The 14,967-nt window shown below is 71.9% G+C and carries 10 protein-coding genes; 2 read left to right on the plus strand and 8 right to left on the minus strand.

Annotated features, from left to right (window positions below; all coding sequences use genetic code 11):
* Nucleotides 1–306: 306 nt before the first annotated feature.
* The 6 genes from ACFXI4_RS29860 to ACFXI4_RS29885 all read right to left on the minus strand — a co-directional run bounded on the left by ACFXI4_RS29860 (nt 307) and on the right by ACFXI4_RS29885 (nt 9,007).
* Nucleotides 307–2,391 carry a SpoIIE family protein phosphatase gene (locus ACFXI4_RS29860; RefSeq protein ID WP_384996776.1) on the minus strand — a complete coding sequence of 695 codons (2,085 nt, stop codon included), beginning with the start codon at nt 2,389–2,391 and terminating at the stop codon, nt 307–309.
* Between the two features lie 168 nt (nt 2,392–2,559).
* On the minus strand, nt 2,560–3,639 hold the full coding sequence (locus tag ACFXI4_RS29865; protein ID WP_384996778.1) for a S1 family peptidase: 1,080 nt from the start codon (nt 3,637–3,639) through the stop codon (nt 2,560–2,562).
* Between the two features lie 232 nt (nt 3,640–3,871).
* Nucleotides 3,872–4,729, minus strand: a complete 858-nt coding sequence (locus tag ACFXI4_RS29870) for a slipin family protein (protein ID WP_384996780.1) — start codon at nt 4,727–4,729, stop codon at nt 3,872–3,874.
* A 139-nt stretch (nt 4,730–4,868) separates the two neighbouring features.
* A complete protein-coding gene (locus ACFXI4_RS29875; RefSeq protein WP_362720133.1) occupies nt 4,869–5,768 on the minus strand; it encodes a S1 family peptidase in 900 nt (299 codons plus the stop codon).
* 464 nt (nt 5,769–6,232) lie between these two features.
* Nucleotides 6,233–7,048: an LLM class flavin-dependent oxidoreductase gene (locus ACFXI4_RS29880; protein ID WP_384996783.1), complete on the minus strand. Its 816-nt coding sequence runs from the start codon at nt 7,046–7,048 to the stop codon at nt 6,233–6,235.
* 156 nt (nt 7,049–7,204) lie between these two features.
* Nucleotides 7,205–9,007, minus strand: a complete 1,803-nt coding sequence (locus ACFXI4_RS29885; protein ID WP_384996785.1) for an FAD/NAD(P)-binding protein — start codon at nt 9,005–9,007, stop codon at nt 7,205–7,207.
* Nucleotides 9,008–9,887: 880 nt separating this feature from the next.
* Here ACFXI4_RS29885 and ACFXI4_RS29890 point away from each other — a divergent pair.
* Entirely contained in the window at nt 9,888–10,328 is a 441-nt protein-coding gene (locus ACFXI4_RS29890) for a cell division protein SepF (protein ID WP_351699550.1), read from the plus strand.
* A 37-nt stretch (nt 10,329–10,365) separates the two neighbouring features.
* Here ACFXI4_RS29890 and ACFXI4_RS29895 read toward each other — a convergent pair whose 3' ends face one another.
* Both ACFXI4_RS29895 and ACFXI4_RS29900 read right to left on the minus strand, forming a co-directional pair.
* On the minus strand, nt 10,366–11,559 hold the full coding sequence (locus tag ACFXI4_RS29895; RefSeq protein ID WP_384996787.1) for an acyl-CoA dehydrogenase family protein: 1,194 nt from the start codon (nt 11,557–11,559) through the stop codon (nt 10,366–10,368).
* A gap of 81 nt (nt 11,560–11,640) precedes the next feature.
* A complete protein-coding gene (locus ACFXI4_RS29900) occupies nt 11,641–13,248 on the minus strand; it encodes an MFS transporter (RefSeq protein ID WP_384996789.1) in 1,608 nt (535 codons plus the stop codon).
* A 260-nt stretch (nt 13,249–13,508) separates the two neighbouring features.
* Between ACFXI4_RS29900 and ACFXI4_RS29905 the strand changes: the two genes are divergently transcribed.
* The gene (locus ACFXI4_RS29905; protein ID WP_384996791.1) at nt 13,509–14,840 is read left to right on the plus strand and encodes a mannosyltransferase family protein; all 1,332 of its coding nucleotides are present in this window, start codon (nt 13,509–13,511) and stop codon (nt 14,838–14,840) included.
* The last annotated feature ends 127 nt before the right edge of the window (nt 14,841–14,967 follow it).

The raw sequence follows: 14,967 nt of genomic DNA on the forward strand, positions 1-14,967 counted from the left end.
GGTGTGCCGCAGGTCACCACGGTGGAGGCGGCGGACGGGGAACGCCCCTGGGCGGCGGGCCGTTCACTTCTACGTGGCTGCGGAGGGGACAGTGTCCCCGGGCCTCACCTACAGCCCATGGGGACGATCGTCCGGCTGAAGCCCCATGGAGCCCCTCGCCGAGAGGCGACCGCCCTCCGCACGCCACCACGTTCGGCCCCGGCTGGTCTCCCCCGTCCAGTCGGGGCGCCTTCTCGTGTGCCAGGACGGTCGCGCTCCGTCCCCCTCCCGTCGTCCGACGTCACGCCGCCCGCCGCGGCGCACGGTCTACGGCCACGGACGACGGCGGTCCGAGGGCGGGAGGGTCTGTTCGGCCCAGACGGTCTTGCCGTCGGCCGTATGGCGCACGCCCCAGTTCTGGGCGAGCTGGGCGACGATGAACAGGCCGCGCCCCCCTTCGTCGGCGGTCTTCGCATGGCGCAGCCGTGGCGCCAGAGAGTCGCTGTCGTGGACCTCGCAGGTGAGGGTGCGGTCCTTGATGAGCCGCAACCGGGCCGGCGGGGTTCCGTAGCGGACGGCGTTGGTGACCAGTTCGCTGACGATCATCTCGGTGGTGTAGGCGGTCTCCTCGTCGACCCTCCACCGCCGGAGCTGGTGGAGGGCCTGGCTGCGGGCGGTGGCCACGGCCTTGGGGTGGTGACCGACATGCCAGGTGGCGACATGGTCGGCGGGGAAGGCACGGGTGCGGGCGAGGAGAAGGATGACGTCACTGTGCCGGCCGTCGTTCCGCAGCCGGTACAGCACGTCGTCGCACAGGTCCTGCAGAGGCCGCCCGGGATGGGAGAGCACCCGTCGCAGGGTGTCCGGGGCCGATGAGATCCGTGGCAGCGCCTCGGTGTAGAAGGCGAGGACGCTGCCGTCGGCGACGGGGACCGTGGTGGCGGCGAAGGGCGGCCCCGCGACGCTGCCCAGCGGAGGTCCGCTCGGCAGATCCAGGACCTCGGTGGTTCCGTCGGGACGGGCGATGACGGGTGGCGGATGCCCGGCCAGGGCCACGGTGCAGGTCTGGGCGAACGGGTCGTGGACCGCGTACAGACAGCTTCCCGTCAGGGGCACGGGATCACCGGGCGCCAGCGTCGAGCGTTCGTCGGCGAGGCTGAGGGCGGTGTCGTTCAGGCGGGCGAGGAGTTCGTCCGGCTCCAGGTCGAGAGCGGACAGGGAGTGGACGGCGGTCCGCATCTGACCCATCGTGATGGCCGCGTGGATGCCTTCGCCGGCGACCTCGCCGACCACCAGCGCGGTGCGGGCACCGGACAGGGCGAAGGTGTCGAACCCGCCGCCCCCGCCCGCCGCGGAGGGCACGTGCAGGTACGCCGTCTCGACGGTGCTCCGCGGCGCGGGCTGGAGCCGCAGCAGATGCCGCTGGACCGTCAGGGCGATGGTGTGTTCGCGGGTGTAGCGGCGGGCGTTGTCGATGCACAGCGCGGTGTGGGCGGCCACTTCGAGAGCGAGGGTGACATCGCCCTCGTCGTAGTCGTCGGCCTGGCTGGTGCGGTACAGGCTCAGCAGGCCCAGCACGGTTCCGCGCACGGTCAGGGGTACCGTGATGAGGAGGCGGGCACCGGAGGCGCGGATCGCCTCGGCGCGTGGCGGGTCCGCCGCCAGCCAGGGCGTGTCGGGGGTCAGGGTGACGAGGCGGGGCTTGAGGTCGGTCAGCGTCTGGGCGTAGGGCGTGGGGAAGGGCAGGGCGCGTACGTCGCCCACCGGATGTGCCTGGGTCTGCTCCTCGCCGCCGCTGTGGCCGTAGGCGGCCCGGCGCAGCGGCACCTCCGGTCCCAGCGGGCTCAGCGGAGGTTCCTCGCCGCGTATCACGGCGTCCACCACTTCCACCACCACGATGTCCGCGAGGTCCGGCACCACGGCCTGTGCCAGTTCCTCGCAGGTGACGACCACGTCGAGGGTCCGTCCCACGTGCTCGCGCACGGAGCCGAGGACCCTCATGCGCAGACTCACCCGTTCACACTCGGTGACGTCGATCATCTCCGTGAGCACGCCCCAGGGCCTCCCCTGCGCGTCCTCCAGACGGGTCGCGGAGACGGAGAACAGGTACGACGGTCCCGGTGAGCCCTTGCGCCGCACGCCCACCAGCCGCCCCCGCACCGGTTCGCCGCTCTCCAGCACGCCGTGCAGCATCGCCTCCACCTCGCCGGGGGTGGAAAGGTCGTACACGTCGCTGACGTGCCGGCCCACGATCCGGTTCTGGGACACGCCGTGCAGATCCGGTCTGATGCGGTTGATCCGCAGGATGCGCAGGTGCGTGTCGAGGATCAGCAGGCCGGTGGGCGACTGGTGGAACAGGGCCTCCAGCACTGCGGCACCCTTGCCCGGCGAGACGGCTTCGTTGTGCGCCACGGCAACCCACCTCCCTAGTCCAGCCTGCACCGAGCCCCGGTGCACCGCTCCTCGCCCGCCCCTCTGCCGGTGATCCCGCCGTGGCCACGACAGGGCCCGGCGCACGGCATGGAGCTGCCCCGCCCCCGGGGACGGGGGCGGGGCAGTGCGGGGACCGGGTGCGGGTGGTCAGCCGATCTGGGTGCCGGTGGCCGACAGGGCTTCCGTCACCGGCTGGAAGAACGTCTCCCCGCCGGAGGTGCAGTCGCCGCTGCCGCCCGAGGTCAGGCCGATCGCGTTGCCGCCGGAGAAGAGCGATCCGCCGCTGTCGCCCGGCTCGGCGCACACGTCGGTCTGGATGAGCCCGCTCACGGTGCCCTCGGAGTAGTTCACGGTGGCGTTGAGCCCGGTGACCGTGCCGTCGTGGACCTGGGTGGTGGAGCCGCTGCGGGTCACCTTCATGCCCACGGTCGCCTCGGCCGCGCCGGTGATCTTCTGGGTGGAGCCGTCGTAGAGGTCGACCTCGCTCGGGTGGTCCACCGCGGAGGTGTACTTGACCAGGCCGAAGTCGTTGCCCGGGAAGCTGGACTGGGCGTTCGTGCCGATCACGTCGCCGGAGGAGTCCGACCAGCTGGAGATGGCGTCGGTGCAGTGTCCGGCGGTCAGGAAGTACGGCTCGCCGCCCTTGACCACGTTGAACCCGAGCGAGCAGCGCCCGCCGGATCCGCTGATCGCGTCACCACCGGCGATGAAGGGCTTGAACTCACCCTCCGAGTGCCGCAGTTCAGCCCTCCCGCCGAGCCCGTCGACGACCTTGCCCAGCTTGCTCAGCGCGGTTCCGGCGACGGTCTCGTCGGCGGTGACGACGACCTTGTTGTTCACCGGGTCGGTCGCCCACGACGTGCCGGGGATGGTGGCGTCCTGCTTCAGCGTGGTCCGTGCGCCGTCGAGTTCGGCGAGGGAGTTGGCGACGAGTCTCGCCCTGGCCCCGGCCGCCTCGACGGTTCGCGCGGCGGTGTCGTCGAGCACGTTGACGACGAGGCTCTTCGTCCTGGCGTCGTAGTAGGTGCCGGCCGCGTCGGTGCCGAGGTCGGCGGTGAGCGTCGAGGCGAGCTTTCCGGCCGCCGGCCCGGACAGGATCCGCGGGGCGGCGGCCTGGGTGGGCTCGCTGGCGTTCGCACTCTGGAAGGTCACTCCGGCGGCGACGAGCGCGGCTGCCCCCGCGCCGGCGAGGGCCGCCCGGTGCCCGGGTATGCGTCGGTGCTTCAACTCATGTCCTCCTGTGGGGGGTCGGCCCATGAGGTTGTGGGGACCTCGGGGGCCGGAAGGCCGGTTGACGGGCGCCTACTATTCCGACACCCACAGGGAGCACACAAGGTCGACTTCAGGACTCGCGTGCGCGGATGTTGTGCGCCCCCTGCGCCCGGGCCGTTCACAGTCACCCCTGGAGGATTCGCACTGCAAACACTACGGGCGAGTAACCATCGGCGAAGAGTGACTGCTACCCCTGGCCGGAATGTGCCCCTCCAGGCTCTCCCGGCCCGCCGGGCTCGCCCTTGGCCCCGGTCGCCGCGGACCCGTCGGCCGCGGCGGGAAGCTGCTGCTGGGCCCGCTCCAGGAACCGCAGCAGCTCCACCGGGAACGGCAGCACCAGCGTCGAGTTCTTCTCGGCGGCGACCGCCACCACCGTCTGCAGCAGCCGCAGTTGGAGCGCGGCGGGCTGCTCGGACATCTCCTTGGCCGCCTCGGCCAGCTTCTTGGAGGCCTGGAGTTCGGCGTCGGCGTTGATGACCCGGGCCCGGCGCTCCCGGTCGGCCTCGGCCTGCCGGGCCATGGACCGCTTCATGGTCTCGGGCAGCGAGACGTCCTTGATCTCGACGCGGTCGATGGTGACGCCCCATTCCACGGCCGGACTGTCGATCATCAACTCCAGGCCCTGGTTGAGCTTTTCACGGTTCGACAGCAGGTCGTCCAGCTCGCTCTTGCCGATGATGGACCGCAGGGAGGTCTGCGCCATCTGCGAGACCGCGAACCGGTAGTCCTCGACCCGGACGACCGCCTCGGCCGGACCGGTCACCCTGAAGTAGACGACGGCGTCGACGCGGACGGTCACGTTGTCCCGGGTGATGCCCTCCTGCGCGGGCACCGGCATCGTGACGATCTGCATGTTGACCTTCTGGAGCCGGTCCACGAACGGCACGATCATGGTGAAGCCGGGCTCGCGCACCTCCGGCCGGAGCCGGCCGAGGCGGAACACCACGCCTCGCTCGTACTGTCTGACGACCCGTGCCGCGGCCAGTGCGTAGACCGCTCCGACGGACACGAGAGCGGCTCCGGCCGCCACCAGCGCCTCGACCATGCCGGCCCCCAGGGGGTGACTCCAATGGTCCTTCGACGGTAACTCCGGTACCCCGCCGAAAGGGAGACCCCCGTCAAAAGGGGGCCCCCGCACGCCGGTTGCGTACGGGGGCCCACCCGGAGCGGATCCTGGAGGATCGTCAGCCGACGCTCACGCCGTAGTAGCTCAGCGCCTCGGTGACCGGCTGGAAGAAGGTCGTACCGCCGGAGGTGCAGTTGCCGCTGCCGCCGGAGGTCAGACCGTAGGCGACGGAACCGCCGTAGAGCGGGCCGCCGCTGTCGCCGCCCTCGGCGCAGACCGTGGTCTGGATCATCCCGTAGACGACGTCACCGCTGCCGTAGTTGACGGTGGCGTTGAGCGCGGTGACCCGGCCGCTGTGGGTGCCGGTGGTCGAGCCGCGGCGGTACACCGTCGTCCCGACGCTGGGCGTGGCCGCGCTGGAGATGGTCTGGCTGCCGACCGCGCTCGGGTGCGCGATCGAGGTGTTGGTGTAGCGGACCAGCGCGAAGTCGTTGGTCGGGAAGCTGTAGCTGACGTTGGTGCCCAGGACCGTGGTGTGGCCGGAGTTGCTGTACCAGGTCGAGGCCACCTCACCGCAGTGCCCGGCGGTCAGGAAGTAGTACGTGCTGCCGCTGTGCACGTTGAAGCCGAGCGAGCAGCGGTAGGAGCCGCCGTAGATGGCGTCACCGCCGGTGATCAGCTTCTTGAAGGTGCCGGGGGTGCGCTTGATGGTGATCGCGCCGGAGTCGGCGCCCGCCTGCTGCTTGATCTTGGCGATCTCGGCGGCGGAGACCGTGGAGTCGGCGGTGACGACGACACGGTTGGTCTTGCTGTCGACGGCCCAGGCGGTGCCGGGGACGTCCGCCTTCAGAACGGAGCTGTTCACGGCCTTCAGTTCGCTCGCGCTGAAGGTGTGGACGGTACTCGCGCTCGCGGTGGGGACGGCGAACGCTGCCGCGGCCAGGAAGCCGGTGCCCACGGCGATCAGCCGGGTCCGTCTCGTGATACCGCTGCGGGGGGTCGTGCGCTTGATCCTCACTTTTCGTTCCCTCCCAGGGGAATCAGGGGGCCCGCGTGGGGTCGGGGCCCGTGAGGCGCAGCCGGGGGTGACGTCCGGGTTCCGGACATGCAATGCCCCTGACAAGCGCTGTGGGGGAGTATTCGGGCGAACGACCGGTACCCGCAAGAGTGCCTTTCGGCCGTGCGACTGTGTTCGAACCATGCCGACTTTGTGTGATCTCGTCGTGGTCCGGGCGGGATGACGCCCGGTCACAATTCCCTCGAAACCCTCGGGTCACTGTCCGCTCCCCCGTCCCGGCCGCGCGGCCCGGCCTGTTCCCCGGCGACGGGAAGGGGCAGATGAAATGGTCCGCGCAGGCGCACGGCGGCCGCCGCGCCCCGGTCGCGGTCGCCGGTGGTGGAGCCGTCGGCGCCCGGGACGGCCGAATAGATGAACCCGAAACGGTCGTACGGCGGGTCGGGGCGGCGGGGATCCCGGCCGCCTCAGGGCGCGGCCAACTGGCCTGCGCGCCGGGCCAGGCCCAGGTGCTCGCGCAGGGTGCTGCCCGGGTAGAAGGTACGGAACAGCCCGCGGTGCTGGAGCAGCGCCACGGTGCCGTTGACCAGCCGCTCCAGATCGCGGCGCGGTTCGGCGGGGACCAGGTGGAAGCCGTCGGCGGCGCCCTCGCCGTGCCAGCCGGCGATCAGCTCCGCGAGGTCGACCGGACCGCCCCGGTACAGCGGCCCCCGCACGGTCTGCCGGGGGCCGCCGCCACCGTGCCCCGGCTCCGCCGCGCGCTCCCCGTCCCCCAGATCCACCAGCAGACTCACCAGCACCCGCAGTTCGTCCGGCTCCCGCCCGAACTCCTCTGCACGGCTCCGCAGTTCGTCGCGTACGGCGGCGGCCTGCGCGGAGCTCGCGGCCCGCACCAGCACGACATCCGCGTACCGGGCCGCGGTCCGGCGGCCGGCCCCCTCGCCGGCGTCGGCCACCCGGACCGGATGCCCGGACGAGGGTTCCGGCGTCTCGCTCCACCAGCCGGCCCGGCCCCGGCTGACCCGGTCGAGGTGGGCGACGGCGCTCTGCGCGGCGGTCACCAGCGGCACCAGCCCGATCCGCCGGGTGGCCGGGGCCACCTGCGTCAGCACGCCGAGCGGGTCGGACTCCGCCCACCCGAACCGGCCGTCGAGCGTGACGAAGTCCAGGCCCCCGCTCTCGGCGAGCCGCGCCAGCTCGACGTACCGCTCCGCCTCGAACACGCCGACCTGGTCCACGGCGGCGGCCAGATGCAGCAGCCCCCGGCCGTACGAGCCGGTCATGAGAAACCGTCCTCTCGGCGCGTCACGGCGCCTCGGAAGGAAACACCCGGGTCCGCTCCCGGCCCGGAGCCTGCGGCACCTGTGTCGACCGCCCGGCTTCCCCGACCCGTCGCATCTCCCGCTCGGGCGGTCCGTAGAGCCTGCCGGCCGTGACCCTCATGGAGTGGATTCCTCCGGGGAGCCGGCGGGGGACGGCCCTGCGGACCGGGCGGACCGGTCCGTCAGGTCCCGGAGGAAGACCAGCGCCGCCCGCGCCGTGGCGTCGTTCTGCCTGAACGCGGGCCCTCCGGTGCGCGGCCGGGTGAACGCGCCGGGCGTACGGCCGTCGGTGAACGGGCCGAGCGCGAACCGCCGGGGATGCGGCAGCCCGCCCCCGTCGAGGATCCGTCCGTCCACGGGGTCCACCCGGAGCAGCCCCTCGGGCGTCTCGGCGGCCCCGTCCGTCTGGAGCTCGCGCAGCAGCGCGTCCCGGGCCCGCTCCACGGTCGGTTCGGGCAGCCGGGCCTCGACCAGTGCCCGCGCCTCGACGGCGAACCCGGGCACGGTGTCCGCGGACGCCCGGAACACCCCGTCCCGCGCCGTCACCGTCATCCCGGCGCCGACGAACCGGACCACCCCCGCCCGGGACAGCGCGAGCAGCTGCCGCAGCCGGGGCCCGGGCGGTCCGGAGGCCAGACAGCTGAAGAACCCGTGCCACCAGGACCCGATGTCCCCGAGCCGCACCAACTGCCCGTAGACGGAGAGCAGTGCGAGGAAGACCGCCAGATCAGGGCTGTACCGCGGGTCGTGCCGACGGCTCAGGTCCTCCTCGACATGGGCCCGCAGCCCCTCCTGGAACTCCTCGTGCGACCCGTACCGCACCCCGTCCAGCGGGCGGTCCAGCGCCGCGAGGTCGAGCCGGTCCGCCGGGTCCGGCACGGCGGCCGACACCAGGGCCCGGGTCTCGGCGTCGCCCTCGGCGGCGGCGTACTTCTCCTCGAAGTCCCGCCAGGCGACGGCCGTCCGCTCGGGGTGGACGGTGAACAGGCGGTGGTAGTGGGCGAAGCCCAGTTCCTTCTCCACCAGCGGCCACACGTCCCGCCGGAAGTCGAAACCACCCGGCCGGGCTCGCAGTTCGTCGACCTCGCCGGGTCCGAGGAACCGGGGCAGCGGCGGCCGCTCGCCGGTCCAGTCGTAGCCGATCTTCGAGTGGTACGGCACTCCGCGCCGCGACCCGACGTACAGCACCGGCTCCCGTCCGGACGGCAGGTAGGTGTCTTTGTCGTACCGTCCGCCCCGGCCCTCCGTGAGCAGCACCATCAGGTCGACGAAGGCGAGCCCGAAGCCGCGCACCAGCACCGGCTCACCGGGCCGCAGTGCGGACAGGTCGCTGTCGGCGGTGAAGTCCGGCGGCAGGTGGACCAGGCCGTGCGCGTCGGCGTACGCGGCCAGGGCGGTCTGTTCGGGGTCGAGGTCGGCGTCCAGATGACCGAGGGCGAGGACCACGAGGTCGGCGGGGAGCGGGCTTTGGCGGCCCTCCAGCCAGACCTGCCGGCGTCCCTCGCGCGGCCCGCTCACCCGCAGGGCACGGCAGGGGTGGTGGTGCACGGTGACGCCCTCGGGCAGGTCGGCCACGGCGCGGTCGTAGACGTGCCGCAGATACCGGCCCTGGATCCGCCGGTCGGCGAAGGTACGGCCGTCCAGTCCCGCCCACTCGTGCAGGGTCGGTCCCTCGCGCACCGGGCCGCTCATCCGCACCGACTCGTCGGTGAACATGGTGACGTCCTCGGCGTGCGAGTTCATCCACAGCAGCGGCGACTGGGCGGCCCGCCAGATCCGGCCGGCGCCCGGTGGGTGCGGGTCGACCAGGTGGATGTCGAGGCCCGTGCCCGCGTACAGCTCGGGCGCGTTGGCGGCGATGCGTTCGAGGAGCCCGGTCCCCCGCGGACCGGCTCCCACGATCACCAGCCGGGGCCTCATCGGGCCGTCCCCGTGCCGCGTGCGTGGTGCCTCTCGACGTGGTGGCGGCGCCGCGGGACGGTTCTCGGGACGTCCGCGCGCTCGGACGGGTCGGATATGCCGGGGGTGGCGGGGGCTGTGACCAGGGTGTCGGATGACATGCGAAGGCTCCGTGGCGGATCAAGCGAACACGGTGGACGCGCGCACGGTGGTGCGGCGGGTGCCTTCACACGGAACGCCGCTGGGCGGCGCTCTTACGGCCGAGCCCCTCAGCAGGGCCGTCCCTCGACTGTACGGGTCCGTTTCCCCACTCTGTCAAGGCTGTCCGGACTGTGAGCAGCGCGTCTCAAGTCGGTTGACGGGAAACCGGAGACCTGTTCCACTTGGCCCATGCATCCGCAGCAGTGGCTGGTCACCCGCTCCCACATCGACTTCGGTCGCGTGTGGTCCTGTTCCTGTTGAGCTGACCCACTGCGCGCCCCGCCGACGGCGGGGACTTCTCGCGTTCTTCCCCGCGTTCCTCGCTCCGCCTTCACACGTGCACCCCTCCCCTCGCCCTCGCACGGATCTCATCGCCGGAACAGAAGAATTGACGGTATGTCAGGGCCGTTGCGACGCTGAGCTGCTTTGTCGTATCGGCTTACTGTCGGTTCGTCACCCGTAGCCGGTTCACCCGGACGCACCGCTTATCACCCATACGCCCAGAACAATCATATTTCACTCACAGTCAGCAGCCGTGTGGGTCACGACCCTTGGGGTACCTGGGCTCTCGACGTATGCGCTCTGCACCAGTACCGTCACAAACCCCCCGCGCGGCGTCTATCCACTTGGCGCGCCATCCGCATCATGGACGACCATAGGGATGCGGAAGCATGAAAGACCGCTGTGAGAGGAGGCGTCCATGGGATCGGTACGCAAGGCGAGTGCCTGGCTTGGCCTCGTCGACGACAACGATGACGAGCGTTACTACGACGACGACTACTCCGAAGGGACCGAGCAGCCCGGGGATGCCTGGGTCACCGACCCGCGGGTCAAGGTGGCCTCGGACACCGCCGAGGAGAAGGGCCGCCGGATCGGCACGGTCACCCCGGACAGCTTCCGGGACGCCCGCGCGATCGGCGAGCTGTTCCGCGAGGGTGTGCCGGTCATCGTGAACCTCACGGCCATGGAGGCCGGCGACGCCAAGCGGGTCGTCGACTTCGCGGCCGGGCTGATCTTCGGCCTCCGGGGTTCCATCGACCGGGTGTCCAACCGGGTCTTCCTGCTCTCCCCCGCCAACACCGAGATCGTCAACGGTGAGCCGGCCTCGCGCCGGGAAGACGGTTTCTTCAATCAGAGCTGAGGCAGGGCCGCTCGCCGGCCCTGCCCCCGCGCGGGGTTCACCGGAAGGCGTCGAGCCCGGTGAGCGCCTTGCCCAGCACGAGCTGGTGCATCTCGACGGTGCCCTCATAGGTGAGCACCGACTCCAGGTTGGTCGCGTGCCGCATCACGGGATACTCCAGCGAGATCCCGTTCGCCCCGAGGACCGTCCGCGCCGTACGGCAGATCTCGATCGCCTCCCGTACGTTGTTGAGCTTGCCGAAGCTGACCTGCTCGGGACGCAGGCGGCCGGCATCCATCCGCCGCCCCAGGTGATGGGCGAGCAGGATCCCCTTGTGCAGTTCTACCGCCATGTCGGCGAGTTTGGCCTGGGTGAGCTGGAAGCCGCCGATGGGCCTGCCGAACTGCTCCCGCGACTTCGCGTAGCCGACGGCCGCCTCGAAGCAGGTGCGGGCCGCGCCCATGGCGCCCCAGACGATCCCGTAGCGGGCGTGCGACAGACAGCTGAGCGGGCCCTTGAGGCCGGTGACCTCGGGCAGCACGGCATCGGCGGGCAGCCGCACGTCGTCCATCACCAGCTCGCTGGTGACGCTCGCCCGCAGCGACCACTTGTGCTTGATCTCCGGCGCCGAGAACCCGGGCGCGTCGGTCGGCACGACGAACCCGCGGATCCCGTTGTCGCTCTGCGCCCACACGACGGCAACGCCGGCCACCGAGCCGTTGGTGATCCACATCTTGCGCCCGTTGAGCACCCAGTCGCCGCCGGCCTCGCGCTTGGCGTACGTGCGCATCGCGGCGGGGTCGGAGCCGTGGTCGGGCTCGGTGAGACCGAAGCACCCGATGACGTCACCGGCGGCCATGGCGGGCAGCCACCGGGACTTCTGCTCCTCGCTCCCGAACCGGTGAATGGCGTACATGGCCAGCGATCCCTGCACGGACACCAGCGAGCGGATGCCCGAGTCGGCGGCCTCCAGCTCCAGACAGGCGAGGCCGTACTGCACGGCGGACGCGCCGGCGCAGCCGTAGCCGGTCAGTGACATCCCGAGGGCACCGATGCCGCCCAGCTCCTTGGCGAGCTCCCTGATGCCCGGCAGCTCCCCGCTCTCGTACCACTCGGCGACGAACGGCAGCACCCGGTCCGCCGCCCAGCTCCGCACGGTCTCCCGGACGGCGAGATCCTCCGGCTCCAGAAGATCGTCGATGCCGAGCGGATCACCGGCATCGAACGGAGGCAACTTCCCGGACGCGGACATGAAAACCCTCCTAAAACTAGCACCGCTAGTTACCCCAGGCTACGCGCAGTCTCCCTGTTCGCACAGCCTCGCAGGGGCGGGTCATGCCGAGACACGGGACATCTGGGGCTCCCTGGGAGCCGGGAGCTCCACCGCGGGCTCCTCGCACTGCATCGCCCGGGGCAACCGCAGCGCCATCACCGCGCCCAGCAGCAGCAGTCCCGCGCTCACCAGCAGCGTCACGTGCAGACCGTGAACGAAGGAGTCCCGCGCCGCCCGGCGCAACGCCGCACCCGTCGGGCCGCCGAGCCGTCCGGCGACCTCGTAGGCCTCGCCCAGCGAATGGCTCGCGGACGCGGACGCCGACTCCGGCACCCCGGGGACCCGGGACAGCCCGGGCGCGTACGCCGCGTTCATCACGCTGCCGAGGAGCGCGATCCCGATGCCCGCCCCCAACTGGTAGGAGGTCTCGCCGATCGCCGCCGCTCCGCCGGCCTGCGCCGCGGGCGCCTCGCTCAGCATCGACTCGTACGCCCCGAAGAGCGTAGTCTCCAGGCCGAAGCCGAGCAGCACGAAGCCGAACAGCAGCAGACCCGCGTTGTCCACCCCGCCCATCGAGGTCAGCATCAGCACCGCCGCCGCGGTCAGGCAGAACCCGAAGCACACCATCCGGCGCGGCCCGACCCGCCGCAGCAGCCGTGCCCCGGCCAGCCCGGCCGCCATCGCGGCGAGTGTGAGCGGCAGCAGCCGGAGCCCCGTCTGCAGGGGCGAGAGGCCCAGCACCAGTTGCAGGTACTGCGCGGCGATCAGTTCGAGCCCCACCAGTGCGAGCATCGCCAGCACGATGCAGCCCACCGCGGTGCTGAAGGCCGGCCGCGCGAACATCTTCAGGTCCACCAACGGGTATGTACGCCGCCGTTGCCGCCGCACGAACAGGAACAGCAGCAGCGCACCGCACACCAGCGGCGCCACCGTCAGCGCGTCGGCGGCCGGCTCACCGCTGCCCAGCCGCTTCACGGCGAACACCACGCCGAACAGCCCGACCGCCGCCATCAGGGCGCCCACGACGTCCCAGGGCCCGGTGCGGTCACCGCGCGACTCGGGCAGCAGCAGCCGCCCCACCGGGAGACTGATCAGCATCAGGGGGATGTTGACCAGGAAGACCGAGCCCCACCAGAAGTGTTCGAGCAGGAAGCCGCCCAACAGCGGCCCCACGGCCGCGCCGACGGCCGCCACCGCGCTCCATACGCCGATGGCCAGGGCGCGTTCACGGCGGTCGGGGAAGACCTGCCGGAGGATCGACAGCGTCGCCGGCATGATCATCGCGCCGCCGACACCGAGCAGCGCCCGGGCCCCGATCAGCGCCTCGGCGGTCGGTGCGACGGCGGCCAGCGCCGAGGCGATCCCGAACAGGGCGTACCCGAGGAGCAGGACGCGCCGCCGGCCCACCCGGTCGCCGAGCGTGCCGAAGAGGATCAGCAGCGAGGCGCAGACCAGCGGGTAGACGTCGACGATCCAGAGCAGTTCCATGGCGCCGGGCTTGAGGTCCTCGGTGACGGCCGGCACCGCGACGTGCAGCACGGTCGCGTCGAGGGCGACCAGCAGCAGGCTGACGCAGAGGACGACGAGGACGACCCAGCGGTTGGCACCGGCCCGGGCACCGGTCGCCCGACGGCGCGGCCGTACGGCTGCCGTGGTCGTCCCGGACATGAACGTACCTCCCAGGTGATCCCTCGCGTGCGGCGGAATCGGCGGGGCGGGGACTCCCCGTCGTACGGCCGGAGAGGAGCGGGATCTCCGGCCCGCGCATACGAACGCGAGTGACACATCAGCGTACGCGAGTTCGTTCCGGTGGCACGTGGCGGACCTCTCACACGCTCTGCGGAAGTCGTGTGGCGTACACCACTGACCCCCCGCGCACCACGCCGGGGTGGGGCCCGCGGTTCCGAGGCCCGTCGATAATCGAGCCTGTGACCGATCTTGACACGCCCGTGGCGGCTCCACGCGTCCCGGCCCTGCGCCGGGCGGTGCCGGCCCTGCTCGGGTACGCCGCCGTGCGCGCCCTCGGCCTGCTCGCGCTGGCCGTGTGGAGCGGGGCGCGCGGCAAGAGCGCGTACACCCTGTTGACGGCGCGCTGGGACTCCCTGTGGTACGCGCGCGTCGCCGCGCACGGGTACGGCTACGAGGTACGGCTGCCGAACGGCGACGTCCACTCCGACCTCGCCTTCTTCCCGCTGCTGCCCTGGCTGGAGCGGGGGCTGCACGCGCTCACGCCCCTCTCCTGCGCCGGCGCGGGCTTCACGGTCGCCCTGCTCGCCTCGCTCGCCGCGGCCTGGGGGATCTTCTCGGTCGCGGACTTCGTGTACGGCGCGCGGACCGGCCTCTGCGCGGTGCTGCTGTGGGCCGTCCTGCCGGTCGGGATCGTGCAGTCGATGGCCTACAGCGAGTCCCTCTTCACGGCGCTGGCCGCGTGGTCGCTGTACGCCGTGCTGACCGGCCGCTGGGTCGCGGCGGGTGTGTCGGCCGCGCTGGCGGGGCTGACCCGGCCGGTGGGGCTCGCCGTCGTGGCGGCGGTGTGGACGGCCGGCGTGGTCTCGTTCGTGCGAGACCGGAGCGTGGGCGCGCAAGACAGTAGCCAGAAGCACGCACCCGGCGTGCGGGACGACGGACACGCCCCGGAACCGTCCGACGCCGCCCGCGCCCGGCGCGTTCGGCGAACATCCGGCGCACCCCCCACGATGTGCGCCCCACACCTGTCACGCGCCCCCCGCACCGCCGGCGGCACACCCGCCCCCGGCGCACCCCCGTGGCGCCGCGCCCTCGGCATGCTCCTCGCCCCCGCCGGCGCCGCCGCCTATGTCCTGTGGGTCGGCCACCGCACCGGCAAGGGCCCGCTCGGCTATCTGGACGTCCAGGCGGGCTGGCGCAACGGCTTCGACGGCGGTTACGCGTTCGCGCGCTTCGTCGCCGACAAGTTCACGTCAATTCCGTCCGCCCTCGCCGGAGCGGGTTTGATCGCCGGCGTCTGCCTGCTGCTGTGGCTCTACGTGACCGGCGTCCGGCAGCGGCAGCCTCTTCCCCTGCTGGTCTACACAGGTGTCGTCCTCGCGCTCGCGCTCTGCGCGTCGAGCTACTTCGGCTCCAAGCCGCGCCTGCTGATGCCGGCCTTCCCGGTGCTGCTGCCCCTGGCCCGGGCCCTCGCCCGGGCGCGCACCCGTACAGCGGTGCTGGTGACGGCCGCGGTGGCGGTGGCCTCGGCGCTGTATGGCGCGTTCTGGCTGAACGGCTCGGGGCCACCATGATCATCGGCGTGGCGACGGTGAGCAGCCGGAGGATTCCACACCACGCCTTGGTTAACGAATTCATAAGTGCCATAAAACGGCCGCCCGGCATGATCAAAGGAATTGAAGGGCGGGCCCGCCGAGGATT

It is taken from the genome of Streptomyces sp. NPDC059224 (genome assembly GCF_042754285.1).
In the GTDB taxonomy this organism is placed as follows: domain Bacteria; phylum Actinomycetota; class Actinomycetes; order Streptomycetales; family Streptomycetaceae; genus Streptomyces.

Bases quoted from the DNA above. Each gene is read 5' to 3' on its own strand.
- ACFXI4_RS29870 (WP_384996780.1), bottom strand. From the start codon at position 4,729: ATGGTCGAGGCGCTGGTGGCGGCCGGAGCCGCTCTCGTGTCCGTCGGA.
- ACFXI4_RS29880 (WP_384996783.1), bottom strand. From the start codon at position 7,048: ATGACCGGCTCGTACGGCCGGGGGCTGCTGCATCTGGCCGCCGCCGTG.
- ACFXI4_RS29885 (WP_384996785.1), bottom strand. From the start codon at position 9,007: ATGAGGCCCCGGCTGGTGATCGTGGGAGCCGGTCCGCGGGGGACCGGG.
- ACFXI4_RS29890 (WP_351699550.1), top strand. From the start codon at position 9,888: ATGGGATCGGTACGCAAGGCGAGTGCCTGGCTTGGCCTCGTCGACGAC.
- ACFXI4_RS29895 (WP_384996787.1), bottom strand. From the start codon at position 11,559: ATGTCCGCGTCCGGGAAGTTGCCTCCGTTCGATGCCGGTGATCCGCTC.
- ACFXI4_RS29900 (WP_384996789.1), bottom strand. From the start codon at position 13,248: ATGTCCGGGACGACCACGGCAGCCGTACGGCCGCGCCGTCGGGCGACC.